This is a genomic window from Lysobacter sp. BMK333-48F3, from assembly GCF_019733395.1.
In the GTDB taxonomy this organism is placed as follows: Bacteria; Pseudomonadota; Gammaproteobacteria; order Xanthomonadales; family Xanthomonadaceae; genus Lysobacter.
Map to the genome: position 1 here is coordinate 1,873,681 of NZ_JAIHOO010000001.1, position 24,635 is coordinate 1,898,315.

Annotated in this window: 26 protein-coding genes; 18 read left to right on the forward strand and 8 right to left on the reverse strand. The window is 70.4% G+C overall.

Features of this window, described 5'->3' with window-relative positions:
- Positions 1 to 16 precede the first annotated feature (16 nt).
- A complete protein-coding gene (gene sctU, locus K4L06_RS07875; protein WP_221670873.1) occupies positions 17 to 1,126 on the forward strand; it encodes a type III secretion system export apparatus subunit SctU in 1,110 nt (369 codons plus the stop codon).
- Positions 1,127 to 1,400: 274 nt separating this feature from the next.
- Here the strand turns inward: sctU and sctT are convergent, their stop codons facing one another.
- The 6 genes from sctT to K4L06_RS07910 form a co-directional block, all read right to left on the reverse strand.
- A complete protein-coding gene (sctT, locus tag K4L06_RS07880; RefSeq protein ID WP_221670874.1) occupies positions 1,401 to 2,186 on the reverse strand; it encodes a type III secretion system export apparatus subunit SctT in 786 nt (261 codons plus the stop codon).
- Positions 2,187 to 2,199: 13 nt separating this feature from the next.
- Entirely contained in the window at positions 2,200 to 2,466 is a 267-nt protein-coding gene (gene sctS / locus K4L06_RS07885) for a type III secretion system export apparatus subunit SctS (protein ID WP_064748015.1), read from the reverse strand.
- Between the two features lie 136 nt (positions 2,467 to 2,602).
- Complete coding sequence (locus tag K4L06_RS22725; RefSeq protein ID WP_305068577.1) at positions 2,603 to 3,544, reverse strand: EscR/YscR/HrcR family type III secretion system export apparatus protein; 942 nt, start codon at positions 3,542 to 3,544, stop codon at positions 2,603 to 2,605.
- Positions 3,545 to 3,547: 3 nt separating this feature from the next.
- Positions 3,548 to 4,624, reverse strand: coding sequence for a type III secretion system cytoplasmic ring protein SctQ (gene sctQ, locus K4L06_RS07900; protein WP_221670875.1), 1,077 nt, complete (start codon positions 4,622 to 4,624; stop codon positions 3,548 to 3,550).
- Positions 4,617 to 5,222, reverse strand: a complete 606-nt coding sequence (locus tag K4L06_RS07905; protein WP_221670876.1) for a response regulator — start codon at positions 5,220 to 5,222, stop codon at positions 4,617 to 4,619. Before K4L06_RS07905 ends, sctQ begins: the two co-directional genes overlap by 8 nt.
- A 237-nt stretch (positions 5,223 to 5,459) precedes the next feature.
- The gene (locus K4L06_RS07910) at positions 5,460 to 6,542 is read right to left on the reverse strand and encodes an ATP-binding protein (RefSeq protein WP_221670877.1); all 1,083 of its coding nucleotides are present in this window, start codon (positions 6,540 to 6,542) and stop codon (positions 5,460 to 5,462) included.
- A gap of 138 nt (positions 6,543 to 6,680) precedes the next feature.
- On the opposite strand from K4L06_RS07910, the gene K4L06_RS07915 reads away from it, so the two are divergent.
- The 14 genes from K4L06_RS07915 (at position 6,681) to K4L06_RS07980 (ending at position 19,139) form a co-directional block, all read left to right on the forward strand.
- Positions 6,681 to 7,133, forward strand: coding sequence for a flagellar biosynthetic protein FliO (locus tag K4L06_RS07915; protein WP_221670878.1), 453 nt, complete (start codon positions 6,681 to 6,683; stop codon positions 7,131 to 7,133).
- A 393-nt stretch (positions 7,134 to 7,526) separates the two neighbouring features.
- Positions 7,527 to 9,590, forward strand: a complete 2,064-nt coding sequence (locus K4L06_RS07920; RefSeq protein ID WP_221670879.1) for an FHIPEP family type III secretion protein — start codon at positions 7,527 to 7,529, stop codon at positions 9,588 to 9,590.
- 139 nt (positions 9,591 to 9,729) lie between these two features.
- Positions 9,730 to 11,097 (forward strand): type III secretion system inner membrane ring subunit SctD, encoded by a 1,368-nt coding sequence (sctD, locus tag K4L06_RS07925; protein WP_221670880.1) that lies wholly within the window; start codon positions 9,730 to 9,732, stop codon positions 11,095 to 11,097.
- A 124-nt stretch (positions 11,098 to 11,221) separates the two neighbouring features.
- Complete coding sequence (locus K4L06_RS07930) at positions 11,222 to 11,581, forward strand: hypothetical protein (protein ID WP_221670881.1); 360 nt, start codon at positions 11,222 to 11,224, stop codon at positions 11,579 to 11,581.
- A 162-nt stretch (positions 11,582 to 11,743) separates the two neighbouring features.
- Positions 11,744 to 12,154, forward strand: coding sequence for a hypothetical protein (locus tag K4L06_RS07935; RefSeq protein ID WP_221670882.1), 411 nt, complete (start codon positions 11,744 to 11,746; stop codon positions 12,152 to 12,154).
- A 22-nt stretch (positions 12,155 to 12,176) separates the two neighbouring features.
- Positions 12,177 to 12,971, forward strand: coding sequence for a type III secretion inner membrane ring lipoprotein SctJ (gene sctJ, locus K4L06_RS07940; protein ID WP_221670883.1), 795 nt, complete (start codon positions 12,177 to 12,179; stop codon positions 12,969 to 12,971).
- Positions 12,968 to 13,612 carry a hypothetical protein gene (locus K4L06_RS07945; protein ID WP_221670884.1) on the forward strand — a complete coding sequence of 215 codons (645 nt, stop codon included), beginning with the start codon at positions 12,968 to 12,970 and terminating at the stop codon, positions 13,610 to 13,612. The genes sctJ and K4L06_RS07945 overlap by 4 nt, the downstream gene beginning before the upstream one ends.
- Before the next feature lie 29 nt (positions 13,613 to 13,641).
- A complete protein-coding gene (locus tag K4L06_RS07950; protein WP_221670885.1) occupies positions 13,642 to 14,385 on the forward strand; it encodes a FliH/SctL family protein in 744 nt (247 codons plus the stop codon).
- Positions 14,386 to 14,416: 31 nt separating this feature from the next.
- Positions 14,417 to 15,772 (forward strand): FliI/YscN family ATPase, encoded by a 1,356-nt coding sequence (locus K4L06_RS07955; RefSeq protein WP_221670886.1) that lies wholly within the window; start codon positions 14,417 to 14,419, stop codon positions 15,770 to 15,772.
- Positions 15,769 to 16,260, forward strand: a complete 492-nt coding sequence (locus K4L06_RS07960) for a hypothetical protein (protein ID WP_221670887.1) — start codon at positions 15,769 to 15,771, stop codon at positions 16,258 to 16,260. Before K4L06_RS07955 ends, K4L06_RS07960 begins: the two co-directional genes overlap by 4 nt.
- A 12-nt stretch (positions 16,261 to 16,272) precedes the next feature.
- Positions 16,273 to 17,028 carry a hypothetical protein gene (locus tag K4L06_RS07965; RefSeq protein ID WP_221670888.1) on the forward strand — a complete coding sequence of 252 codons (756 nt, stop codon included), beginning with the start codon at positions 16,273 to 16,275 and terminating at the stop codon, positions 17,026 to 17,028.
- Positions 17,029 to 17,080: 52 nt separating this feature from the next.
- Positions 17,081 to 17,953 carry a hypothetical protein gene (locus K4L06_RS07970; RefSeq protein ID WP_221670889.1) on the forward strand — a complete coding sequence of 291 codons (873 nt, stop codon included), beginning with the start codon at positions 17,081 to 17,083 and terminating at the stop codon, positions 17,951 to 17,953.
- 192 nt (positions 17,954 to 18,145) lie between these two features.
- Complete coding sequence (locus K4L06_RS07975; protein WP_221670890.1) at positions 18,146 to 18,619, forward strand: hypothetical protein; 474 nt, start codon at positions 18,146 to 18,148, stop codon at positions 18,617 to 18,619.
- Positions 18,620 to 18,806: 187 nt separating this feature from the next.
- Positions 18,807 to 19,139: a hypothetical protein gene (locus K4L06_RS07980; protein WP_064748030.1), complete on the forward strand. Its 333-nt coding sequence runs from the start codon at positions 18,807 to 18,809 to the stop codon at positions 19,137 to 19,139.
- A 595-nt stretch (positions 19,140 to 19,734) separates the two neighbouring features.
- Here K4L06_RS07980 and K4L06_RS07985 read toward each other — a convergent pair.
- Together K4L06_RS07985 and K4L06_RS07990 are read right to left on the reverse strand one after the other, a co-directional pair.
- The gene (locus K4L06_RS07985) at positions 19,735 to 21,000 is read right to left on the reverse strand and encodes a hypothetical protein (protein WP_221670891.1); all 1,266 of its coding nucleotides are present in this window, start codon (positions 20,998 to 21,000) and stop codon (positions 19,735 to 19,737) included.
- A 196-nt stretch (positions 21,001 to 21,196) separates the two neighbouring features.
- Positions 21,197 to 21,430, reverse strand: a complete 234-nt coding sequence (locus tag K4L06_RS07990) for a hypothetical protein (RefSeq protein WP_221670892.1) — start codon at positions 21,428 to 21,430, stop codon at positions 21,197 to 21,199.
- 216 nt (positions 21,431 to 21,646) lie between these two features.
- Here K4L06_RS07990 and K4L06_RS07995 point away from each other — a divergent pair, with 216 nt between their 5' ends.
- The 3 genes from K4L06_RS07995 to K4L06_RS08005 all read left to right on the forward strand — a co-directional run bounded on the left by K4L06_RS07995 (position 21,647) and on the right by K4L06_RS08005 (position 24,032).
- The gene (locus K4L06_RS07995) at positions 21,647 to 22,753 is read left to right on the forward strand and encodes an acyltransferase (protein WP_221670893.1); all 1,107 of its coding nucleotides are present in this window, start codon (positions 21,647 to 21,649) and stop codon (positions 22,751 to 22,753) included.
- Between the two features lie 303 nt (positions 22,754 to 23,056).
- Positions 23,057 to 23,281 carry a hypothetical protein gene (locus tag K4L06_RS08000; RefSeq protein ID WP_064748800.1) on the forward strand — a complete coding sequence of 75 codons (225 nt, stop codon included), beginning with the start codon at positions 23,057 to 23,059 and terminating at the stop codon, positions 23,279 to 23,281.
- Positions 23,282 to 23,675: 394 nt separating this feature from the next.
- Positions 23,676 to 24,032 (forward strand): metalloregulator ArsR/SmtB family transcription factor, encoded by a 357-nt coding sequence (locus K4L06_RS08005; protein WP_221670894.1) that lies wholly within the window; start codon positions 23,676 to 23,678, stop codon positions 24,030 to 24,032.
- Positions 24,033 to 24,635 lie beyond the last annotated feature (603 nt).

Here is a 24,635-nt window from a genome sequence, read left to right on the forward strand (position 1 = left end):
GCTGCAAGGGCCGCGCATGGCGAAGGACCAGGGCGCCGACAAGACCGAACCGCCCACCCCAAAACGGATCCGGGATGCGCGTAAGGAAGGCAATGTCGCCAAGAGCAAGGAGCTGACCAGCACGGTGCTGGTGCTCGGCTGGGTGGTGTGCGGCTGGCTGATGCTGGATTTCATGCGCACCAAGCTGATCCGGCTGTTCGAGACCTGCCTCAAGGCGATCAACCAGCCCTTCGGCGACGCCTTGCGCGAGTCCGGCGCGGCCGCGTTCGACACCTTGCTGTGGCTGTCGCTGCCGTTGCTGGCGATGGCGGTGTTCCTGGGCGTGATCGTCGAATTCCTCCAGGTCGGGCCGATCATCACCCTGGAGAAGCTCAAGCCCAGCATGGAGAAGATGAATCCGGCCGAAGGGCTGAAGAAGATGTTCTCCATGGACAACCTGGTCGAGCTGGTCAAGTCGGTGCTCAAGAGCGCCGCCCTGATCGGCATCGGCGGCTTCGTCCTGTTCCAGATGCTGGCCCAGCTGATGCTGCTGCCCTACGCGCCGCCGGCGGCGATGGGCGCGGGCATCTGGCACGGGCTGGTGCGGATCGCGGTATGGACGATCTTCGTGTTCTTCTTCGTCTCGGCGATCGACGTCTGGTACCAGAAGTTCGCCTACCTCAAGCAACTGCGCATGAGCCGCCGCGACATCCAGCAGGAGGTCAAGGAGAACGAGGGCGACCCGCACGTGAAGAGCCGGCGCCGGCAGTTGCATCAGGAATGGTCGCAGCAGAACATGCTCAATGCCGTCCGCCAGTCGAACGTCGTCGTGACCAATCCCACCCACATCGCCATCGCCCTGCAGTACGAGCACGGAGTGACCGACCTGCCGGTCGTGGTCGCCAAGGGCGAGGGCTACATGGCCGAGCAGATCAAGGCCGCGGCGGCCGAGGCCGGGGTGCCGATCCTGCAGAACGTCGAACTCGCGCGCGGCCTCAACGAGCACGTCGCCCTGGACGACTACATCGGCAACGAGTTCTTCGAAGCGGTGGCCGAGGTCCTGCACTGGGCCGAAGGCGTGCGCCGCCTGCGCGACGGCGACGACAGCGCGCCGGAACTGCCGCCGCCGGTGGAAGAGCCGCGCTGAGGCGCGGCGGCCGCCGACTCCCTCTGCGGCTTGCTGTCCCCATCAAGTAGCACCGCTCCCGCTGTTCCCCCCTTTGAAAAAGGGGGGCAGGGGGGATTTGCCGTTGCTGTTGCTGTTGCTTTCACGAGCGAGCGCACCGAAGCGAAGTCAAAAGCAAATCCCCCCTAGCCCCCCTTTTTCAAAGGGGGGAACCACAAGCGTTGGTCAAAAGGGGGCATCGGCCGCATGCTCCGCCGATTCCCGATTCCCGATTCCCGATTCCCGATTCCCCGCCTCACCCGCCAAACACGCGATTGAGCGCATCCAGCAAGCCGCGGTTGTCGGCCAGGCGGTCGAGCACGATTTCGACGTACACGCCGAGCATCAACAGGATGATCCAGGTCGCCAGCCAGGCCTTGATCGGCATGGTGATGGTGAACACGTTGAGCTGCGGGGCGAAGCGGTTGACCAGGCCGAACGACAGGTCGATCAGCAGCAACACCACCATCGCCGGCGCGGCCAGCACCAGCAGGGCGGTCATCAGATAGCTGAACTGACCGACGAACAACTCCATGCCGACCGCGTGCAGGGTCGGGAAGTAGGTGGTCACCGGCCACATCGCGTAGCTCGACAGCAGCAGGTCGAGGAACACCAGGAAGGCGCCGCTGGCCATGAATAGCCAGGCCGCGAACTGCGACAGGAAGCTGCCGTGCAGCGAGGCCTGGTGGCCCTGGATTGGGTCGAACACCTGCGCGAGGGTCATGCCGACCTGGGTGTCGATGATGTTGCCGGCGGCGCTGATCGCCCAGAACACCATGCCGAAGCAGAAGCCGATCGCGACCCCGATGAACAGTTCCTTGAGGATGATCGGCGCCCAGGCGAAGGTGCCCAGGGTATTGAGCGGCACGCCGTTCATCGCCACCGGGATGGCGATGATCGCCAGGCTGACCATGAAGCTGTTGCGCACCAGCGGCGGCATGTTCTCCGAGGTGAGCAGCGGCAGCATCATGAACGCGCCGATCACCCGCGGCAGCACCAGCCCGAGCGCGAGCAGGATGTTGCCGACCGAATCGAAATTCATCGCCTGCCGCGCCTCAGTGCCGGACCAGGCCCGGGAAGTCGATGAAGATGCGGTCGGCGAAGGTGTACAGGGTGCCGCCGATCATCGACGCGGTGACGAACAAGGTCACCACGATCACCGCGAACTTGATCGCGTAGGCGAAGGTCTGCTCCTGCAACTGGGTCGCGGCCTGGATGAAGGCCACCACCAGGCCCACCACGGCCGCGGCCACCACCGGCGGACCCGACAACAGCAGGGTCAGCCACAGGGCCTGTTTGGTGAGTTCTAGCATGTCGCCCATGAGCAGGTGCCGGGAGTCGGGAATGGGGAATGGGGAATCGGAAAAGCGCAGGAGCGGAACTTAGGGGGCGGCGGCTCGGTGGACGCGGCCAAAGCCGCTCTCACGATTCCCGATTCCCCATTCCCGACTCCCGGCCTCACCCGCCATAGGTCAACACCAAGCCATGCACCAGCTTGGCCCAGCCGCCGATCAGCACGAACAGCAGCAGCTTGAACGGCAGCGAGACGGTGGTCGGGGACAGCATCATCATGCCCAGCGAGAGCAGGATGTTGGACACCACCAGGTCGATGATCAGGAACGGCAGGAAGATCAGGAAGCCGATCTGGAACGCGGCGGTGAGCTCGCTGACGGTGAAGGCTGGAATCACGACGATGAAGTCGTTGACCGAGATGTCGCCGCGCGCGGCCGGCGGCAGCAGGCGCTGGGCGCTGCGCAGGAAGAACGCGCGCTCGGCGTCGCTGGAGTGCTTGATCAGGAACTTGCGCAGCGGCTCCTTGCCGGCGTCCATCAGCGCCAGCAGGCGCGCGGTGTCCATCTTGCCGCCGGAGCTGAGCAGGGCCGAGGGCGGCTTGCTCGCGCCGGCGGCCGCGGCCGGAGCGGCCGGCGGCGCGGCGACCGGGGTGGCGGTGGTGCTGAAGCCGACGCTGGTGTTGGCGGCCAGCGCGCCCGGCGCGGTTGCGGCCGGCGCGGCCGTGCCGGCCGGTACAGCCGCGGGCGCTGCGCCGGCGGGGGCGGCTGCGGTCGGCGCTGCAGTCGCCGCAGCGGCCGCGGGCGGCGCGCCGGTGCCCGGCGGCTGGCCCTGGGTCGCGCTCGCCGCCGGCTGGCCGCTCATGCGCGCGTTGATCGCGTCATGGGTCTCCAGGATCACCGGATACATCACGTAGATCGACAGCACGATCGCCAGGCCGTTGATGACCACGTTCGGCGGCACCTGCTGCAGGCCCAGCGCGTTGCGCAGCAGGCTCAGCACGACCACGATCTTGGTGAACGAGGTCACCATGACCGCGACGAACGGGGCCAGCGCCAGGCTGACCACCGTCACCAGCACCAGCGCCGGCGAGAACGAACTGAAATCCATCGGTCAGCTCCAGCTGATCAGCCGCACGCCCAGGGTGTCGCCGACCGCGACGATCTCGCCGCGCCCGGCGTCGCGGCCGTTGGCGCGGATCACCACGTTCGCGCCTTCCAGCCGCGAGGGCAGGGCGAACACGTAGCCGGGCTGGAAGCCCGCCAGTTCCTGGTATTTGCATTCCAGCCGGCCGAGGTCGAAGTCGAGCCGGACCGGCACGTCGGGCGCAGTGGGTTCCGCGGACTCGGGGGCGGCGGACTCGGTGTCGGACATCGCGGAAGTCTCCTGGTGCGTGGCAAGGGTCAAGGGCGGGCCGTCGATGCGCCAGCCGTCGGCGTTCGCGCTCAGCGGCCAGGCGTAGCCGGGCACGTGCGCCTGCACCGGCGGCGGGCGCTGGGCGTTGCCGATCACCAGCACGTCGCCCGGACGCAACTGGCGGAAATGGTCGTAACGCAGCTGCGGGCCGTTCCAGCGCAGCGCGACCGGCACCGGCAGGTCGCCCCAGCGCGCCAGCGCGTTGGGGTCCTGGGCCGATTCGACGATGTCCGAGCGCGACAGCAACTGCCCGACCCAGTTCACCGGCAGGCGCAGGGTGCCGCGGCTGAGCAGGTGCTGGCCGGAGGGATCGGCGATCGCGAACGCCAGCCACAGCCCGTCGAGTTCGGCCTCGGCTTCGGCGTGGGCGGCGCGGATCGGGTCGTTGTCGTCGGCGACCGGAATCAGCGCCACGTCGATGGCCTGGCTGAGCTTCATCAGCTGCGCCTCGTGGGCCAGGCTCCAGGCCAGCAGGCGCGAGCGGCCCTGGTAATCGCTCCAGTGCAGGCCGGTGTCGGCCTCCTGGCTCAGGCTGCTTTCGAAATGCAGCTTGATCCGCGCGCCGTCGCCTTCCAGGGTGAAGACCTCGCCGTGCACCGGCTGCGCCGGCACGAACTGCAGCCAGGCGCCGTCGCGGGTCGGCCAGCGCTGGCGCAGCGCGAACACGTCGCGCAGGGCTTCGGCCTGCCAGGGGTGCAGCGCCGGCAGGCGTCCGCGCACCGGCGCGGCGGCGGGATGCGCGGCGGGCGCGATCGCTTCGCTCGTCTCAACCATGTCCCAGCGCCACCTTCATCAGTTCGGGCAGCGAGCGTACCCCGAGTTTGTTCATCATGTTCGATCGATGCAGTTCCACGGTCTTGACGCTGATGCCGAGCACGTCGGCGATGATCTTGTTCGGCTTGCTCGCCACCACCAGGTCCATGACCTGGCGCTCGCGCGGGCTGAGCCGGGACAGGCGGTCGTCGCCGCCGTCGGCGCCGGCGTGCTGGCGGGCGTGGGCCATCGCGGTGCGCAGCGCGTCGATCAGGGTGTCGTCGTTGAAGGGCTTCTCGAGGAAGTTGGACGCGCCCTTGCGCATCGCCTCGACCGCCAACGGCACGTCGCCGTGCGCGGTCACGAACACCAGCGGCAGGCCGATGCCGCGCCGGCGCAGCTCTTCCTGCAGCTGCAGCCCGCTCATCAGCGGCATGCGGATGTCGCTGACGATGCACTGCGCGCCGCCGCCGCCCTGGCGTTCGCCGGCGAAGGTCTCCAGGAAGGCCGGGCCCGAGGGGTAGGCCAGCACTTCGAATCCGGCGGTTTCCAGCAGCCAGGCGGTCGACTCGCGGAAGCCGTCGTTGTCGTCGATCAGGTAGATCCGAGCTTCGGTCATGGGCGAACCCTCGCGCCCCGGCGCCGCGCACGGCACGCGCCCGCGCGCCCGGCGGAGCCGGCGGCGGGGACGAACGGGGCGCGGGACGGGGTCATCGGCGTCATCGGCGGTGCGCGCATCGAGGCCGAGGCCGGTCCGGCGCGCGGAGCGGATCCGGGCGCGACGATATAACCCGACAGGCCGGGGCGGCGGTCGTGACCTTTGTCATGCCCGTGGCCAAAGGCGCAACCCAGGCCATCAATTGCGGGCCTCGTAGCGCGGCAGGGTGAAGCCGAACACGCTGCCGCCGCCCTCGCGCGGTTCGAAGAACAGCCGGCCCTGGTGGTACTCGACGATCGAGCGGCAGATCGCCAGGCCGATGCCGAGGCCGTCGGTCTTGGTGGTGAAGAACGGCGAGAACAGCTGGTCCTGCTCGGCCGGGCTGAGCCCGGCGCCGCGGTCGGACACCCGCACCTCGACCTGGTCGTCGAGGTTCATGCGCGCGTCGATGCGCAGCTCGCGCTGCGCGGTCGGGATGTCGCGCATCGCCTCGATCGCGTTCTTGACCAGGTTCAGCAGCACCTGCTCGATCATCACCCGGTCGGCGAACACCGGCGCCAGCTGCGCCGGCAGGCCCAGGTCGATGCGCAACTGCAGGCGCTCGGCCTCCAGCCGCAGCAGCTCGAGCACGGTCGCGGCGATCTGGCCCAGGTCGTGGGCGTCGCGGCGCGGCTCGCGCGCGCGCACGAACTCGCGCACCCGCGCGATCACCGCGCTGGCGTGCTCGGCCTGGGTGCGCGCGGCCTGCAGGGCGCGTTCGACCTGGACCGGGCCGCCGGCCTGCTCGACCAGGCGCAGGCTGCCGTTCAAGTAATTCATGATCGCCGCGAGCGGCTGGTTCAGCTCGTGCGCCAGGGTCGCGGCCATCTCGCCGACCGACATCATGCGCGAGGTGAACAGCAGCTTCTCCTGGCGGGTCTTGTGCGAGTCCAAGGCCTCGATGCGTTCGCTGATGTCGATGGCGGTCAGCACCTGCGCCGGCGCGTCCTGGTGTTCGGCGCGGCCCCAATGCAGGGCGTACCAGCGGCCGCTGTGCGGCGCGCGCACCTCGCGCGGCGCCTCGTCCTCGCCGCCGCCGTGCAGGCGCGCGAGCAGGGCCTCGCGCTGGCCGTGCTCGGCCAATTCGCCGAACTCCTCGCGGTAGCGCGCGTTGCCGGCCAGCAGGCCGCCGTCGGCGCCGAACAGGGCGCAGGCGAACGGCACCGCTTCGAGCAGGCCGGCCTGGGCCGGTGCGGCCGGCGCGGCGCGCGGACCGGTGGACTGGGAAGAAGTCGTGACCATGCTCACATCATTGTCCCGGGCCGGCGCTGCGCGGCGTGAAGCGCGACGAAGGTGGCGGCGGCGCTGCGGGCTGCTACGGTATGGCGCCGCGGCGACGTCGGCCGCGCATTCCCTGTTCCGGTTCCGTCCCGACTCGTCATGCCCATCCCTTTCCTGTCGCGCCCGCTGCTACGCCTTTGCATCGCCCTGGCCGTCTGGCCGTTGCCGGCCGCGGCGGCGCCTGCCGCCAAACCCGCGAGCCCTGCCGAACCGCCGTCGTTCTTCTTCGAACTGCTATCGATCATGCTGCCAGTGGCGGTGGTCCTGGTCGGCCTGGTCGCGGTCCTGTACTACCTGCGCAAGCGCCATGGCCTGACCGCGCGCGATGCGCCGTTAACGATCCTGCAGGTGCTGCCGGTCGGCCCGCGCGAACGCATCGTGGTGCTGCGCACGCGCAGCGGCCGCGCCCTGGCGATCGGCGTCGGCGGGCAATCGCCGAACCTGATCGCCGAACTCGACCCCGCCGACATCGCTCCGGCGGCGGCCGATGCCGGACCAGCCCCGGATCGCAACGCGGAACAGGCCTCGTCCGCGGCCGAACCCGAATCGTGACCAACCGGACCCTACGTTAGTCGAACGCGGTGACGCAATTGCGCACGCGCTCACAAAAATAGCCATGAATGCGCGCGAATGTAGCCGTCCGTGAACAAGTTGGCGTGATTGTGCGCAAGTCGTACAAATTGCATCTCGTTCATACAAATGATGACAAACAGCACTTAGTATCGGCCGTCCGAACCGGGATCGTGTTGAGGACAGGCGCCATGCATGGGTGCTCAGGGATACGTGACAAAGCAGTGACTGCTTTCACCGTTCGAGACAGGGCCGACTTCCTTCCGATCGTCAGCCGCGGCCAGACCCCGCGGGCTGGCGCGTCCCCGTCTGCGCGCCCGCACGGCCCCGCCACGATCGTCGCCGTCTCCATCGCCAGGGTCCGGGGCTGACCGAATGCGCGCATTGCTGAGCTCGTTGATCGCCGCACCGCCCGGCACCCAGCCGCGTCGCCGCGCGGGCTACAGCGACGTGGTCCTGGCCGCGGCCGCGGTGACCATCATCGGGGTGATGATCCTGCCGCTGCCGCTGGCGATCATCGACACCCTGGTCGCGGTCAACATCGCGATCGGCTTCGGCCTGTTGCTGATCGCGCTGTACATTCCGACCCCGGTCGCGTTCTCCAGTTTCCCCAGCGTGCTGCTGCTGACCACGCTGTTCCGCCTGTCGCTGTCGATCGCGATCACCCGCTCGATCCTGCTCGAAGCCAACGGCGGCCACATCGTCGAGACCTTCGGCAGCCTGGTCGCCGGCGGCAACCTGGTGGTCGGCTTCGTGGTGTTCCTGATCATCACCGTGGTCCAGTTCATCGTCATCGCCAAGGGCGCCGAGCGCGTGGCCGAGGTCGCCGCGCGCTTCACCCTCGACGCCATGCCCGGCAAGCAGCTGTCGATCGACTCGGACCTGCGCGCCGGCCTGATCGACAAGGACGAGGCCAAGCGCAAGCGCCGCCTGCTGGAAGTGGAAAGCCAACTGCACGGCAGCCTCGACGGCGCGATGAAGTTCGTCAAGGGCGACGCCATCGCCGGCATCGTCATCATCATCATCAACCTGCTCGGCGGCCTGGCGATCGGCGTGCTGCAGAAGGGCATGCCGCTCAGCGACGCGACCCACACCTACAGCATCCTGACCATCGGCGACGGCCTGGTCTCGCAGATCCCGGCCATCCTGGCCACGATCGCCGCCGGCCTGGTGGTGACCCGCACCGCCGGCGACGAGGACGACCGCCACCTCGGCGAGTCGATCACCCGCCAGGTCTCCGGCCAGCCGCGCGTGCTGCTGATCACCGGCTGCCTGTCGTTCGGCATGGTGTTCGTGCCGGGCTTCCCCAAGCCGGTATTCCTGTTGCTGTCGCTGGTGCTGCTCGGCGTCGCCGCCTGGCGCTACCGGCACCACCATGCGGTGCTGCGGCGCGCGTTCAAGGTGCCCGAGGGCGAGCTGGCGGTCGACGAGAAGCCGGTCAACCAGGACGAAGTCGCGCCGCCGGCGCCGTTGCAGCTGGAGCTGTCGCCGTCGCTGGCGGCCGCGTTCGGCGAGACCGCCGCGCGCACCCGTCTGGTCGAGGTCGCGCGCCGGCTGCGCGAGGAGTACGGCGTGCCGCTGCCGGTGCCGAGCCTGCGCATCGCCGCCGAGCTGGACAACGGCGACGGCCTCGGCGGCTACCGCCTGACCGCGTTCGGCGCGCGCATCGCCTTCGGCCGGCTGTCGCCGAACGCGCAATTCCGCCCGGCCCGCGCCGGCGATGCCAACGCGCCCAAGCTGGCCGGGTTCTTCCCGCCGCTGGCCGGCGAATGGACCGGCCAGACCGGCGGCGACATCCGCGACGGCCTGAGCACGGTGGTCGAGCACTGCCGTGCGGCGCTGGAACGGCGCATGGGCAGCTTCATCGGCATCCAGGAAACCTCCAACCTGTTCGGGCGCATGCAGCGCGACTACCCCGACCTGGTCAAGGAAATGCTGCGCGTGGTCGCGCCGCAGCGGGTCGCCGACGTGCTGCGCCGGCTGGTCGAGGAGGGCGTGCCGATCCGCAACCTGCGCGACGCGTTCGAGGCGATCACCGACGTCGGCGGGCGCGAGAAGGACGTGGTCCTGCTGACCGAATACGTGCGGGTCGCGCTGAAACGCGAAATCGCCGACCGCTACGCCGACGGCGAACGCACCATGCAGGTGCTGCTGATCCATCCCGAACTGGAGGATCGCCTGCGCCAGTCGGTGCGCGTCACCGGCGGGGCGACCCAGCTGGCGATCTCGCCCGAGTTGGCCGGCCGGCTCGGCGCCGAGGTGCGTTCGCATCTGGGCCGCCAGGCCGACGGAGTCAAGCCGGTGCTGCTGTGTTCACTGGACGTTCGCCGCCATCTGCGCAAGCTGCTGGAGATCGATTTCTTCGAACTGCCGGTGTTGTCCTACCAGGAACTCGCGCCCGATCTGCGGATCGTGCAGGCGGGCCAGGTCAACGCCTGACGGAGCCCCGACGATGCCCAGCCGTCCCCTCCATCGCCGCGCAGCCCTTCCTGTCCATCTTCGGCCGGCAGTCCCGCGCGCATCGCGCGTCCCGGCCCGTTGCGCCGCCTGCCATGGCGGCGCCGAGTAGGAGTCCGCCATGTCTTCCCCCGACCCGAACACCGAACCCACCATCGACGCCGGCCGCGAGCCGCGCCCCGCCGCCGCGCCCGCGGTGAGCGTGCTGCGCATCGTCTCCGGCCTGCACGCCGGCGCCAGCCGGCCGTTGTCGGCGCAGGAAACCCTGTTGATCGGCAGCGGCAGCGACTGCGACATCGTCCTGTCCGACCCCGGCGTCGCTCCGCACCACGCTTTCATCATGCGCATGGGCGGCACGATCTCGCTGCGCGCGGTCGACGCGCCGCTGCAGATCGACGGCCAGTCGCTGACCCCGGGCGACCCGGCCGAACTCAGCGCGATGCAGCGCGTCGACCTGGGCAGCGCCTCGCTCGCGGTCGGCGCCGCCGAGGATCCGGCCTGGGCCGCGATCCTGCCGCAGCACCTCAGCGACACCGCCCGCCCGCCGCGCTCGTCGATGCGCCATCTGCCGCTGATCGCCGGCCTGGCCGCGCTGTCGCTGGTGTCGGTGGCGATCGCCGCGGCGGTGATGCCGGGCTTCGAGAAGGAGCCCACCGCGACCGAACTGGCCACGCCGCTGATCAAGGAGTTCTCGATCCTCGGCGGCCGGGTGGTCGAGCACGAGGACGGCAGCGTGGTGGTGACCGGCACGGTCAAGGACGCCGCCACCCGCGAGATGATCCGCAAGCGCCTGGCCACCGACAACGTCGCCGCGCGCCTGGACCTGCGCACCGGCGACGACATCGCCGCCGACGTGCGCGAGGTGCTGCGCAGCCAGGGCCTGAGCACCGAAACCAAATACCTGGGCAACGGCGACGTCGAAGTCGCCGGCCGCTTCGAAGACGAAGAGGCGTTCCGGCGCGCGGTCGCCTCGCGCGCGATGCGCGACGTCAACGGCGTGCGCCGGGTGATCCCGCGCAATCTGTCCGACCAGCCCGCGGCCGGGCCGAGCCTGCCCGAGCCGGCCAAGAAGCCGGCCAGCAGCGAGCCGACCCGGATCGTGCAGATCGTGCGCGGCGAGTCGCCGCACGTGGTCGACGTCGACGGCAACAAGTACGAGGCCGGCGATACGCTGCCCGACGGCCGCAACCTGATGGTGATCGGGGCCAAGGTCTGGGCGATGAACAAGCTGACCAACCTGGCCGAAGAGATCAAGGCCAAGCCGCTGACCGCGGCCGAGCTGGCCGCCGCCGCCGCGCCCGCGAGCGAGCCTGCGGCCGCGCCGGCGCCGAGCGGCACCGCTGCGGCCGCGCCAGCCGCTACGCCTACGCCCGCGACGGCGCCGCAGGCCACCGCCGCCGGCCCGGTTCAGGCGCCGCCGGCCAAGCCCGCCGCGGCTCCGGCCGCGGTCGCCGAAGCGCCGGCCAAGCCGGCCGCGACCCGGCGCTAGGGGGACCCAGGGTTTTCACTAGGTGGTTTCGCGACTCACGAACCGGTTTCATTAGGCTCGGCAACATCCATCCGTAGTTCCACGCCATTCAGCGGCCTCGCCGCACTCCGCAGGAGAGACGTCAATGAGCAACAACACGGTTAACCCCGCCAACGGCGCCGGCCTGGTGAACACGTTCATCGCCAACGCCAACAACTCCAACAACGTCAGCGTGTCGCGCGGCGGCGGCGGCGGTGCCGTCGGCGGCGGTGGCGGCGGCAGCTGGTACGAAGCCATGTCCAAGGCCTGGGGCGCCACCCTGGACTCGCAGGCCGCGCGCATCACCGACCTGTCCGGCCAGATCGGCGGCGGCAACGACCAGCCTTCGAGCATGGTCGCGCTGACCGCGGAGAGCCTGCGCATGCAGTTCATCTCCAACAACGCCGCCACCTCGCAGAACAGCGTCGGCGATTCGCTGAAGACGCTGGCCTCGCGCAGCGGCTGATATCGGCGCCTCGCGGCCCGACGTCGCCGCAGCCTGCCGGAACGGCACCCGGGTCCTCGGACCCGGGCGTCGGCGGTGGTGCGGGGCGGGCGACGGCCGCAGCGTCGAGCGTCGTTTCGTTTCTTTGTTCGTTCGGACCCCACGTTTCAGGAGAACAGGGCCATGATCGAAGCCATTCAAGTCGCGGCTCCCGCCGCTCAGCCGGCCGCGGCCTCGCCGGCCCAGTCGCCGCAGGCCTCGGCCTACGACGTACGCGAGTTCGCCGCAGCGTTCGACCGCGGCGCCTCGCCGGCGGCGCAGGGCGGCAGCGCCCAGACCGCCGCGACCGGCGCCACCGAGCCCTCGCAGGGCACGCGCGCCGTGCTCGCCGCGCTCGACAACCTCAACGGCGGCGCCGACAAGATCGACGCCATGTCCAAGACCATGTCGGCCAACGCCGCGGACCTGACGCCGGGCGAGATGATCCAGATGACCATGCGCTGCCACCAGTTCATGTTCACCTCGCAGCTCACCTCGAACGTCGCCAATCGCACGTCGGACGGCATCCAGCAGCTGTTCCGTCAGCAGTCGTAATTCGTCATCCAACGGGGGATGCATGGGTAGGGCCTCAGGCTTCAACGCGGTACGAGTCGTGGCGGCCCTGCTGGCCTGCCTGCTGATGATCGGCTGCACGCGCACCACGCTGTACAGCCAGTTGGACGAGCAGCAGGCGAACGAACTGATGGCGGCGTTGCTGGACGCCGGCATCCCCGCCGAAAAGGACCCCTCGCCGAGCAAGACCGGCTGGGAGGTCATGGTCAATCGCGGCGACATTCCGTACGCGATGCAGGTGCTGAACTCGCGCGGCCTGCCGCGCGCCCAGTACCGCTCGCTCGGCGAGGTGTTCAAGAAGGAGGGCTTCGCCTCCTCCGCGCTGGAAGAAAAGGCGCGCTACCTCTACGGCCTGTCGCAGGAACTCTCGCGCACGCTTTCGCGCATCGACGGGGTGGTCGAGGCGCGCGTGCACATCGCCCTGCCGGACCGCGATCCGCTCGGCGGCAACGTCCAGGACTCTTCGGCTTCGGTGCTGGTGTTCGAGCGCCCGGGCCAGAGCCTGCGCGACCGCGAGACCGACATCAAAGTGTTCGTCAAGGACAGCGTCGAGGGCCTGGACGACGTCAACAAGGTGACGGTGAAGTTCTTCACCGTGACCGCACCGCCCAAGGTGCATCAGAGCGGCGGGCCGTTCGCGGCCGTGCTCGGCTCGATCGACCTCAGCGCGGTCATCATCGGCGGCGCGGTGCTGGTGCTGCTGGCCATCGCCGCGTTCTTCCTGACCCGCATGCGTTCGCGCTTCGGCGCCGCCGCCGAGCCGGTCAGCAACGCCCGCAGCGGGGTATGGAACGGATGAGCGCGACGGCGCTGAAGACGATCCTGGCCGAAGTCGATCCGAGCTGGATCGGCGTCGGCGAGGACGCGCTCGCGCCGGAACTGCTCGACCACGCGCGCGGCAGCGCGCTCGGCCGCCGCCTGGTCGCGCGCTGGCTCGCCGCCGACGCGCCGGCGCTGTTGGCGCCGCAGCCTGGCGACGGTTTCGGCGCCGCCGCGCGGCGTTGGCCGCGCCAGCGCATGAACCGGCTGGTGCGCGACCTCGGTGCGCTCGCCTACGCGCCGGCGATACGCTCCGAAGTCCGGCGCGAGCCGGTGCGCCGGCTCAAGCAGGCGCTGGACAACAGCTACCTGCTGGCGCTCGACAGCCTGGTCTGGGACGGCAAGGTCCAGGCCCAGCTCGGCGCCCAGCTGAGCGCCGAACTCGACGCGGCGCTGCGCGCCAGCGACGACGATCACCTGCTGTTCGACCTGCTCGACCGGCGCGGCCGCACCGAGTTGCGGCTGTGGGCCGAACGCCGCGACCCCGGCCTGGCCGACTGGTCGCGGCTGCTGCTGCCGCGCACCACCCATGAGGCCGCTTCCAATCTGCGCGGGCACCTGCCGCCGGAAGCGGTCGAACGTCTCTACGCCCACCACGGCGCGCGTCCGCTGGCCGCCTGAGCCGCCGCGCGCCCCGTTCCGGAACCGCCATGCACGCCGACCCGCTCGCCTCCGTCGCCACGCCGTCCGCCGCTTCCGCCGCGGCGAGCGCCGCCGACGGCAGCGCCCGCCGGCTCCAGCCCGGCCGCGGCGGCGCGACCGTGGCGGTGTTCGAGCGGCGCCAGTTCGAACGCGCCGTCGCCGGCACCGTGGTGCCGGCCAGGCAGTGGAACGCGATCGCCGAACTCGACCAGATGCTGGCGCGGGTCAACGCGCTGTACGCCGAGGCCGGCGAAGAGATCAAGCAAGCCCGCGAGGCCGGCTATGCGGCCGGCTTCGCCGAAGGCCTGGCGCGCGCCCAGCAACAGATGGCGCAGCAGCTGGCCGACCTCAACGAACGCCGCGCGCGCGTGCTCGCCGACGCCGGCAGCCGGGTCACCGAGCTGGCCTGCGCGATCGTCTCGCGGATCTCGCCCGATTTCGACGCGCGCAGCGTGGTGCCGCCGCTGGTGATGCACGCGGTCGAGGCCGCCCAGGCCGAACAGTTCCTGCTGATCCGGGTCCACCCCAGCGTGCGCGAGGAAGTCGCCAAGGGCTTGGGCCTGGTGCGCCAGGCGCACCCGGTGGTCGGGGTGATCGAGCTGGTCGACGACGAAAGCCTGGACAAGCTCAGCTGCGTGGTGGTCTCGGAAGTCGGCGAAGTGCGCGCCGGCGTGGCCCAGCAGATCGAGGCGATCCGCCTGGCCCTGTCGGGCGCCGAGTACGGCGCCGAACACGCGGAGCCGGCGCCGTGAACGCCGCCCGCCGCCACGCGCGGAGCGGGCGATGAGCAGCCTGCCGCGCCTGGTGCTGCAGCCGGCGCCCACGCCGGTGTCGCAGCAGGACCCGCTGATCGCCGCGCTGGCGCGGGTGCCCAAGGTGGTGCGCGTGGGCAAGGTCGCCGAGGCCTACGGCACCATGATCCGCGCCACCGGGCTGAAGGCGATGATCGGCGAGCTGTGCGAGCTGCGCAGTCCGCGCGACCGCCAGTTCCGCCTCGCCGCCGAAGTGGTCGGCGTGTCGCGCCAGTACACCCTGCTGACTCCGCTCGGCCCGCTCGACGGCGTCGCCCACGACACCGAAGTCGTCGCCACCGGCCGCCAGGCCTCGGTGCGCTGCGGCGACGGCCTGCTCGGGCGCATCCTCGACGCCAACGGCGAGCCGCTCGACGGCCGCGGCGGCCTCGGCCCGACCGTGCAAGTGCCGATCTACGCCGCCTCGCCCAATCCGCTGGCGCGGCAGCTGATCGAGCGCCCGTTCGCCACCGGCGTGCGCGCGCTCGACACCCTGATCACCGCCGGCGTCGGCCAGCGCCTGGGCATCTTCGCCGTCGCCGGCGGCGGCAAGAGCACCCTGCTGGGCATGCTCGCGCGCGGCGGCGACGCCGACGTCAACGTGATCGCCCTGGTCGGCGAGCGCGGCCGCGAGGTCAACGAATTCATTCACGACAACCTCGGCGAAGCCGGGTTGCAGAAGTCGATCATCGTCGTCGCCACCTCCGATCGGCCGGCGCTGGAGCGCAGCCGCGCGGCCTGGGTCGCGACCGCCATCGCCGAATACTTCCGCGACCGCGGCAAGCGGGTGATGCTGCTGGTCGACTCGGTGACCCGCTTCGCCCGCGCCCTGCGCGACGTCGGCCTGGCGATCGGCGAACCGCCGGCGCGGCGCGGCTTCCCGCCGTCGGTGTTCAGCCAGATGCCGCGCCTGTTCGAGCGCGCCGGCAACAACGACAAGGGCAGCATCACCGCGTTCTACACCGTGCTGATGGAAGGCGAGGACGGCGACGACCCGGTCGCCGAGGAAGTGCGCTCGATCCTCGACGGCCACATCGTGCTGTCGCGCAAGCTCGCCGCGGCCTACCACTACCCGGCCATCGACGTGCTGGTCAGCCTCAGCCGCACCATGCCGCGGGTGGCCGACGAGGCCCACCAGCGCGCCGCCGGCCAGTTGCGCAAGTACCTGGCCAAACACCAGGACATCGAACTGCTGCTGCAGCTGGGCGAGTACAAGCGCGGCAGCGACCCGGAGGCCGACATCGCGATCGAGAAGATCGGCCCGATCCGCAAGCTGCTGCAGCAGCCCTCCGGCGACCTGGCCGACTACAAGCAGTCCATCGACGCCTTGCGCAGGTTGTTCGCATGAAGCGCTATCCCCTGCACACGCTGCTGCAACTGCGCGCGCACCGGGTCGAGACGGCGCGGATGCTGGTGCTCGAGCGCCAGCGCCAGGTGCAGGAGAAGCAGGACGCCTGCACCCGCATCCAGGGCGAGATCGACGCGATCCGCGACGAGCGCGCGGCGCAGCGCCTGCGGCTGCTGGATCCGCCGCCGCCGGGCGTGCCCTGGCCGATGGCGATGTCGCAGCGCGAAGCGCATATCGACCACCTCGGCGAGCTCGGCGTCGCCGCCCAGCAGCGCCTGCAGGAAGCGCAGGGCAAGCTGCGCGAGGCCGAAGCGGCGCTGGACGAGTCGCGCAAGGCGTTCTTCCGCGCCAAGGCGCGGCTGGACGCGCTGGAAAAACGCAAGGACTTGTGGCGCAAGGAGCAGAACCTGCAGCACCAGCGCCGCGAGGAAGCCCTCACCGCCGATCTGATGATGGCCCAGCGCCAGCATACGAACGGCCCCTTCTGAACCGAGGTCGCCATGAGCATGATCCGCAACAGCTCCTCGTCGTCCGAATCCGATTCGGCCAAGCGCAATGAGGCCGCCGAGCAGGCCAAACAGCCGCGCGAACAGCCGCGCCAGCCGGCCGCGCCGGAGAGCGTCGACCAGTTCCGCCACCTGATGCAGCAGCGCCAGGGCGCGTTCGCCCAGTCCGGCGCGCAGAGCCAGGACGCGGCCCAGGACAGCGGCTTCGGCCTGCTGGAAGGCGAGGGCGAGGCCGCCGAGCAGACCAGCCAGCGCCTGATCGGCGACTCGGTGCGCGAGCGCGCCGCGACCAACACCGCCCGCCATCACGCGGTCGGCGAACGCGGCCATGAGGAATCGCGCCAGGCCGGCGGCGAACGCGCCGATGCCTCGCTGCCGCCGGCCGAGGCGTCGGCGATGTGGCAGGCGCAGTTGGCGATGCGCGACGCCGCCACCCAGACCCAGCCGACCCAGCCGACCTCGAACGCGGCCGCGTTCGCCGACCTGGTCGAGCGCCACGTGCGCCAGCTCGCGGTCAGCGACGGCGGCGCCAGCGGCGAAGACAACCAGGTCCTGTTGCGTCTGGCCGACGACACCCTGCCGGGCACCGACTTGCTGCTGACCAAGACCGCCGAGGGCTGGCAGTTGCGCGCCGACGTGCGTTCGCGCTCCAGCTTTGATGCGATCCGCGAGGCCGGACCGGAACTGGCGCGCCGCTTCGCGGCGCGCAACCTCGGCCAGCTCAGCATCGATCCGCATTTCCACGGCTGACCGCGAGCCGCTCGCGCCGCGCGCCCTCGTCGGCGCGCGGCAGGAGACCGCCATGGCCCCGTCCACGACTATTGCCGTTCATGCAGCCGTTCACGCCGCCGCGCTGCGCGCCGCCCTGGCCGCGTCGCTGTGCGCGGCCGGCATGAGCGCCGCCGCGGCGCAGGACAACGCGCCGCTGATCGACGGCGTCGGCGCCTATACCCATTCGCAGATCATGCGCCACCGCGGCGAGGCCGAACCCGAGCGCGGCGACCGGCGCGCGCCGCTGCGCACCACGCCCAAGCCGGCCCCGGCGCGCAGCGCCGCCGCGCAACTGGACAGCCTCGCCTTCGCCCCGCAGCCGGCGGTGTCGGCGGCGCTCAACGCCGCTTTCGCCGACAGCCTGACCGGGCGCCGGCCGAGCCTGGACAGCGAGGTGCTGCGCGACATCGACGGCGCCTTCGAGCGCCATCCGCAGTTCCGCGCCCTGCTGGCGCGGCAGATCGGCGGCGACGACCGCGAGCAAGTGCTGCAGGCCCTGCAGTCCGGCCGGTTGCAGGCCCAGTTCGGCCAGCGCCTGCGCGCGCACGGCTACTCCACCCGCAACTTCGGCGACGTGCTCAACGCCTTCATGGTCTACGGCTGGACCCTGGCCAACGACGGCGCGCGCAGCGATCACCAGGCGGCGTTCGCCGGCTTGCGCGCGCGCCTGGCCGACAGCCTGGCGCGCGGACAGAAGCTGACCTCGATGCGGCCGCAGCAATTGCAGGAAGCGGCCGAGCTGTACGGCCTGATCGCGACCTTGGCCAACGCCGCCTGGCAGAACGCGCGCGGCCCGGCCGAGCGCGCCAGCCTGCGCGACGGCATGACCGCGATCGGACGCACGGTCGGCATCGATTTCCGCGCGGTGGCATTGCGCGACGGAGGCTTCGCGCCCAAGCGCTGAGCGGCGCGCCGACCTGGGGGCGGCCCGAGGATTCGCCGCCGCGCGCGACTGGCGATACTGCGCGGTCGCGACGGAAATCCGCACCGCGTCGAAGATCGGCGCGGGTGCGCTTCCGATGCGGCGCGGGCGCGTTGTCTACTGTTCCGTTCGAATACGTTTCGTTTTCACCATCAGTTGCGACAGGAGAGTCCGATGTCCCAGCCCTTCACCCCGACCCAGGAGCAGCGCGATCAGATGGTCGCCGACTTCGAGGCCCTGCTGCGCGAGCAGTCCGGCATCGACGCGGCCGATCGCGACGCGCTGATGCACCACTTCACCCGCGCCCTCGACGAAGCCAAGCCGGACGATGTCGCCGACCCGCAGGCGCTGATGGCCAACCTCAGCCAGACCCTGGACGTGCTGCAGGAGAACCGGGTCATCCAGGCCGGCGACCGCGACGGGCTCAGCAAGGCCTTCGCCGAGCCGCTGAACAACCCGACCGTGAAGCGCGCGCTCGAGTTCGCCCAGCGCCGCCAGCGCGACGGCGAGGAGCAGGCGCTGGAGTGGCTGCAGTCGCAGGCCGACGGCGAAAACGCGGGCAGCAAAGGCAGCAGTGCGACCCCGGCGCCGCCGGCGGGCCTGCCGTCCTCGCTGGGCGCCAAGCGCCCGGTCAAGACCTACCGCTGAACCCGGCTCGGCGCGGAGCGTGAGAGCCCTCACATTCCGCGCCCCTCGGCCCGGTTTCCCCTAGGGAACGCCCCAGCTGTACAGGCTTCGGCCCGGGCCGATAATTCACCCACCAAGTCATTCAATCCCGCTTCCGCACCGAAACGCGACAAGCGGCTGATATCGCCAAATCACCAGGGAGAGTGTCATGTCGGACATCAATGCCTCGTACGCTCAGTTTTCGCAGCAGCAGATGGTCGATAGCGCCGGCGTCGACGAGACCGGCGGTTCCAAGCGCGGCGGCCGTGCAGGCGCGGCGGGCGGCTGGCTGGTGGCGTTCGCCACCGCGATGGGCAAGCTGATCGAAAAGGCCGGCGAAGCGCTCATGAACAAGGCCGAGGCCATCGGCGACAAGCCGACCGCGGCCGACTCGACCGAGCTGACCGTGCAGAGCCAGATGTACTCGATGTTCATCAACGCCGTCAGCACCGCGCTGAAGACCATGGGCGAAGCCCAGGGCGCGATGGCCAAGCGCAACTAAGCGCTCAAGCCGCACCGACTCCGAGTCGCGCGAACGCCGGGCCTTCGGGCCCGGCGTTTTCGTTTGTGCGGGGGGCGGGATTGGTGATTCGGTATTGGGGATTCGTCCGGGCATTTGCACGGCAGCTGACAAGTCGCGCGAACAAAGGGGTAGGAGCGGCGCGAGCCGCGACCCAGAACGTGCAGGCACCGCCCGGCCGTCGTCGTCCATCGACGCCGGGCGCCATCGCCTGTAGGAGCGGCGTCCCACAGGCATTTCCTTCGGTCATAAGCCGCGACGGGGACGCGCAGACGCGCAACCGCTTCGCTGCCGACCGAGACGACGCCACCAGGGATAGGAGCGGCGCAAGCCGCGACCCAGGACGCGCAGGCATCGCCCGGCCGTCGTCGCCCATCGACGCCGAGCACCATCGCCTGTAGGAGCGGCGTCCCACAGGGATTTCCTTCGGTCATAAGCCGCGACGGGAGCGCGCAGACGCTCCATGAAACGGTGTCACCGATCGAAGCGCCGCGCCGCCCATCGAAGGGCCTCGTCCGCCCCATCGGCCGCAGACAGCGCCGCGGCCGGTCCAACCTGGGGACGATTCAGACGCGACTCACCCGCGCCGGTTCAACCGCCGCCCCAGCAGCCAGGCGCCCGCGGCGACCACCACGCCGATCATCAGCGCGCCGCCGCCGCCGGCGGTGGCGGCCCGGTCGCTGACCAGCTCGCCGGTCGGCAGCAGCATGATCAGCGCCGTCGCCAGGCAGGCATAGGCGACCACGGTCAGCAGCCAGAACAGCCATTGCAGCGCGCGCAGCACTTCGCGGTTGGGCTGGTTCTCGTGGGTCGGGCGATGCACGCCGCCGCGCCCCAGCGTCCACAGCCAATAGGTCAGCGAGGCCGCGTCGACGCGCGCGCCGCGGCCCAGCGGCCGCCGCAGCGGCCCTTCGCCGAGGTAGGCGCCGCCGTTGAGCGCGCTGTCGCCGCGCAGCAACTGCACGCGGTCGTTGAGCGCGGTCGGCAGGCCGCGCGGGTCGTTGGCCGAGGTGTTGACGGTCAGCGGAATCACGTTCGGCGCGGTCGCGTTCTCGGCGTGCGCCGCCGCGGCATTGGCCGCGACCGCCGCCGGCGGCTGGCCGAGCTTCTGCATCATCGCCAACTGGTTGAGCAGGCTCTGCTGCGCGGCCAGCGATTCGCCGTGCGCCATCGCCGCCATCGGCGCGGCGGGCACCGCATTGGCATGCGCCGGCGGCATCGCCAGCGCCGGCGCGGCGGCCTGGGCCTGGCTCGCGGCCTGGGCGCTGGCGACCGGGGTCGGCAATGCGGCGGTCTGGTTAGGCGCGGCCTGCAGCACGTTGACGTTGGCCGGCACCGCGTCGGCGCGGTTCATCGCCGCCGGCGAGGCGGCGAAGCTGCTCAGGGCGCGCTCGGACAGGGTCGGCGCCGGGTACTGGGTGGCCTGGTTGAAGGCCTGCGCCGAATTCGCGCCGTGCGCCGACTGGCCGGGCAGCAGCCGGCTCGGATACGCGGCGATCTGGTCGTCGATCGGCGAGCCCGAGCTGACCACGTTCGGGGTGTTGTGGTTGGAGGTATTGGCGGTGTCGGGCGTGGTCGGGTTGGTGCCCGACGGCGAGGGCCCGTTGCCGGCGTTGTTGTGGTCGCCGCCGTGGTGATTGCCCGAGTCGACGTTGCCGCCCGGATTCGGGCCGCCGTCGTGCGGCTTGGCCAGGCCGGGCGGCAGGCCGCCGTCCAGGCCCGGCGGGCCGTTGCCGCCGGGACCGTGGCCATTGCCGTGGTCGCCGCCCAGGCCCAGGGGATCGGGCAGCCCGTTGGGCCCGCCCAGGCCGGGCAGGGACGGCCGGTTGCCGCCCCCGAACAAGTTTGGCAGCCCTCCCAGCATGGACCTTCTCCCAGCAGAAACCCCGCACCGGCACGGTGCGCCTGTGCAGACGCTAATCCTCCGCCGCGGCGGGGGCATCCTCGGGGCGACCCTAGGTCCCCGTAGTCATTGCGCCGCACGCCCATCGCGCCGCAGCGCCGAAAGCGCCCCCGCCTCCCCACGCCGACTCGGTTCCCTACAAAGAACGTTCCCCCCTTTGAAAAAGGGGGGCAGGGGGGGATTTGCTTTTGCCGTTCGCTGTTTCGGCAACGATGGGCAAGCCAAATCCAAATCCAAATCCAAATCCAAATCCAAAGCCAAAGCCAAAGCCAAAGCCAAAGCAAATCCCCCCTGCCCCCCCTTTTTCAAAGGGGGGAACGGCGATGGCCGCTTCGATGCGAGGCGCCGCTTCATGCTGTTGGCGGATCACCGATCACCGATCTCCAACTCCCAACTCCCAACTCCCAACTCCCGATTCCCGATTCCCAACCAAACGTGGCAACCCAAACCGTTTGCGCTTGCAAAACCTCTTGTTGCCGTCCTGCGCCGAGCGCAGACTGTGTGTGCGGTCTCTACGTCGCGATGCAATGTCGCGATGCGATCGCAGCCACACCGTCTGCCTTACTCCCAACTTCAGGACCATTAGATGAGCCGACTGCCCGGCCTCGATCTGCTGCGCGCGATCGCGATCGTTTGGGTGATGTTCTTCCACGCCGCCGGAGCCGGACTCGGCTCGCCGTATATGCCGATGTCGCAGTTCGGCTGGATGGGCGTGGATCTGTTTTTCGTACTCAGCGGCTATCTGATCGGCTGGCAGGTGCTGCGGCCGTTGAGCCGCGGCGAGCCGCTGGCGTTCGGCGATTTCTATCTGCGCCGCGCGCTGCGCGTGCTGCCCGCGTTCTGGGTGGTGTTGGCGCTGTACCTGTGGCTGCCGGCGTTCCGCGAGCGGCCGGGCATGCAGCCGGCGTGGCAGTTCCTCAGCTTCAGCGTCAACCTGCTGATCGACTACGAACACAACAAAGCGTTCTCGCACGCCTGGTCGCTGTGCGTGGAAGAGCATTTCTATCTGCTGTTTCCGGCCCTGGCGCTGCTGCTGACCCGACGGCCGGCGATGTGGAAGACCGTGCTGCTGGCGGCGTTGCTGGTCGGCGGCGGCATGGCGCTGCGCGCCGCGGTCTGGCAGGCGAGCGTGGACGATGGCGCCAACGCCTGGGTCGAGCGGATCTATTACCCGACCTGGATGCGCCTGGACGGCCTGCTCGCCGGCGTGTTGTTGGCCGCGTTGCGCGCTTATCGTCCGGCGGCATGGCAGGCCCTGCAGCGTCGTGCCGGCAGTCTGGTCCTGCTCGGCCTGGCCCTGGTCGGCGTGGCGATCTGGCTCTCGCGCGAACGCCTCGGGCTGCAGGCCTCGGTGTTCGGTTTTCCGGTGCTGTCCCTCGGCCTGGCCCTGCTGGTCGCGGCGGGCAGCGCCGAGCACCGCTGGAGCGGACGCCTGCGCGTGCCAGGCGCGGCCTGGCTGGCGGCGGCGTCGTTCAGCCTCTACCTGACCCACAAGGCGGTATTCGGCATGGTCGCGCGCGCTTACGGCGATGCGCTGGAGCCGCACGGCCTGCTTGCGTTCGCGGTCTACGCCGGCAGCGCCTTGCTAGCCGGGGCCGCGCTGCATTACCTGGTCGAGCGACCGGGGCTGCGCCTGCGCGAACGCCTGCGGGCGAACGCGCAGGCCACGCCGACGGCCGCCGATCCGGCCTGAGGCCAGGGTCGGATCCGCCGCTGTCGCCCCTCCCGCCTACCGCTCATCAGCTCCAAGCTTTGCTATTGTGAGCGTCATCACTTTATCGGCAGGCCGGTCCTGACCTAAGGTGGGGAAAACACCGCGCTCCCACGTTCGAACTCAGGAGCGCCGCGGAAGTGGACGTCGGACCATGGAGGGGACGGCGGTCGGTTGGCGGTAAAGCGTCCATGCGCCCCCAGCATGGACTGGTGTTGCCAAGGCCGTCCTTGGGCGGTCGACAGCGTGGCGGGTTCCGGCCCGCCGTTGCGGAGGGGAAGTGAGATGCATCGAACCCGAGCCGAACTCGACGGCGATCTGTGCCAGCTGCGCGCGGCGTTGCCGTTGTGGCGCCGGCATTGGCGCGACGACGAAGTGTTCTGGAGCCGCGTCGACAGTCTGGTCGAACGCCTGCTGACGGTGACCCCGCGCCCGGAGCGCGGCCACGTCGTCTCGCACATCAACCACATCCTGGCCTCGCAGGGCCTGGAGCACGCGCCTTACGAATGAGGCGCGCGCCGCTCGGCGGCGCGGATCAGCTCGAGTCGGGAGGCATGCGCCGGCGCCGTACAGACGCGGCGCGTTTCGGCGCCGCCCGCGGCTGCACCGGTGCGATCAGCAGGCGCGCACTGCGTCGAGCGGGACAGGCGGCATCGGATCGGCCGTCCTTGGGTTAGCGAAGCAGCGACGGCCGGCCTCGGCTCCGGGCCGTATTGCGAGCATGGCCGCGGTCTGTGGACGCCGCGCGCGCCGGCGAGGCCCGGCCGGCGGCATGAAGTCCTGAAGGGCGGGGCGCAGCGGCCCGGCGGGGGCCTGCACGCCAAGCTCATGACGACGGTGGCTTGACACCCTTTTGGTGCAGGCTTATCAACGACTCGGCTATTTAACCTCTCGGTTCAGCGACATGTCCGTCGATTCGCTCAGCAGTACCTTTGCGGCCCTGGCCGACCCGACCCGGCGCGCGATCCTGGCGCGCCTGGCGCAAGGCGAGGCCGGCGTGACCGAGCTGGCCGAACCCTTCGCCATGAGCCTGCCGGCGATCTCCAAGCACATCAAGGTGCTCGAGCGGGCCGGGCTGATCGCGCGCGGCCGCGAGGCGCAGTGGCGGCCGTGCCGGCTGGAACCGGCGCGGTTGCAGGAGATCTCCGGTTGGCTCGATCGCTATCGGGAGTTCTGGGATCAGCGGCTGGACCGGCTCGACGACTACCTGCAGCAGTGGCAGGCGGCGAACGGGGCGCACGATGGCCGCGACGCCGGTTGAGCGCGGCTCGGGCCGCGTCCATGGCTGACGCCGGCAGCGGCGGCCGCAAACGCGCGCCGGCGGCGACCGCGCCGCCACCATGCTGCGGTCTGCCCAGTCCGTTGGCCAACGCGATCCGCCGCACCGTCGCCCGGCCGGCGGTATCCGCGCCCGCCAAGCCCAAATCGCCGCGCGCCTGAAGCGCGGCTCATCCTTCTGGCCGAAGCCCGAAACCGTCGCAGGGGCAATCGCCATCTCGCCCCTTCGCCGCGTGTTTGTCCTGCGCCCCCTGTAGGAGCGGCGTGAGCCGCGACCAATGGACGCGCAGAGAATCCAACGGCGATGTCATCGATCGAAGCCCGAAACCATCGCGAAGGGTAGGAGCGGCGTGAGCCGCGACCGCGCTGCTGCGGTCTCGCGGCGTGTGCCGTTCGAAGGTTTCTAAGGCCTCAAAGCTTCAAAGCAAAGCTTCCGTCCGCAAGCGGCCGGGTCACTTTCTTTGTCCAAGGCGACAAAGAAAGTGACCAAAGAAAACGCCATGGCTGTTTCGAATCAAAAGCCACTATGGGACGAGGCCTGCGCGGGGCTGCTCCGCACAGGCCATCCATGGCCTGGCTGCGCACG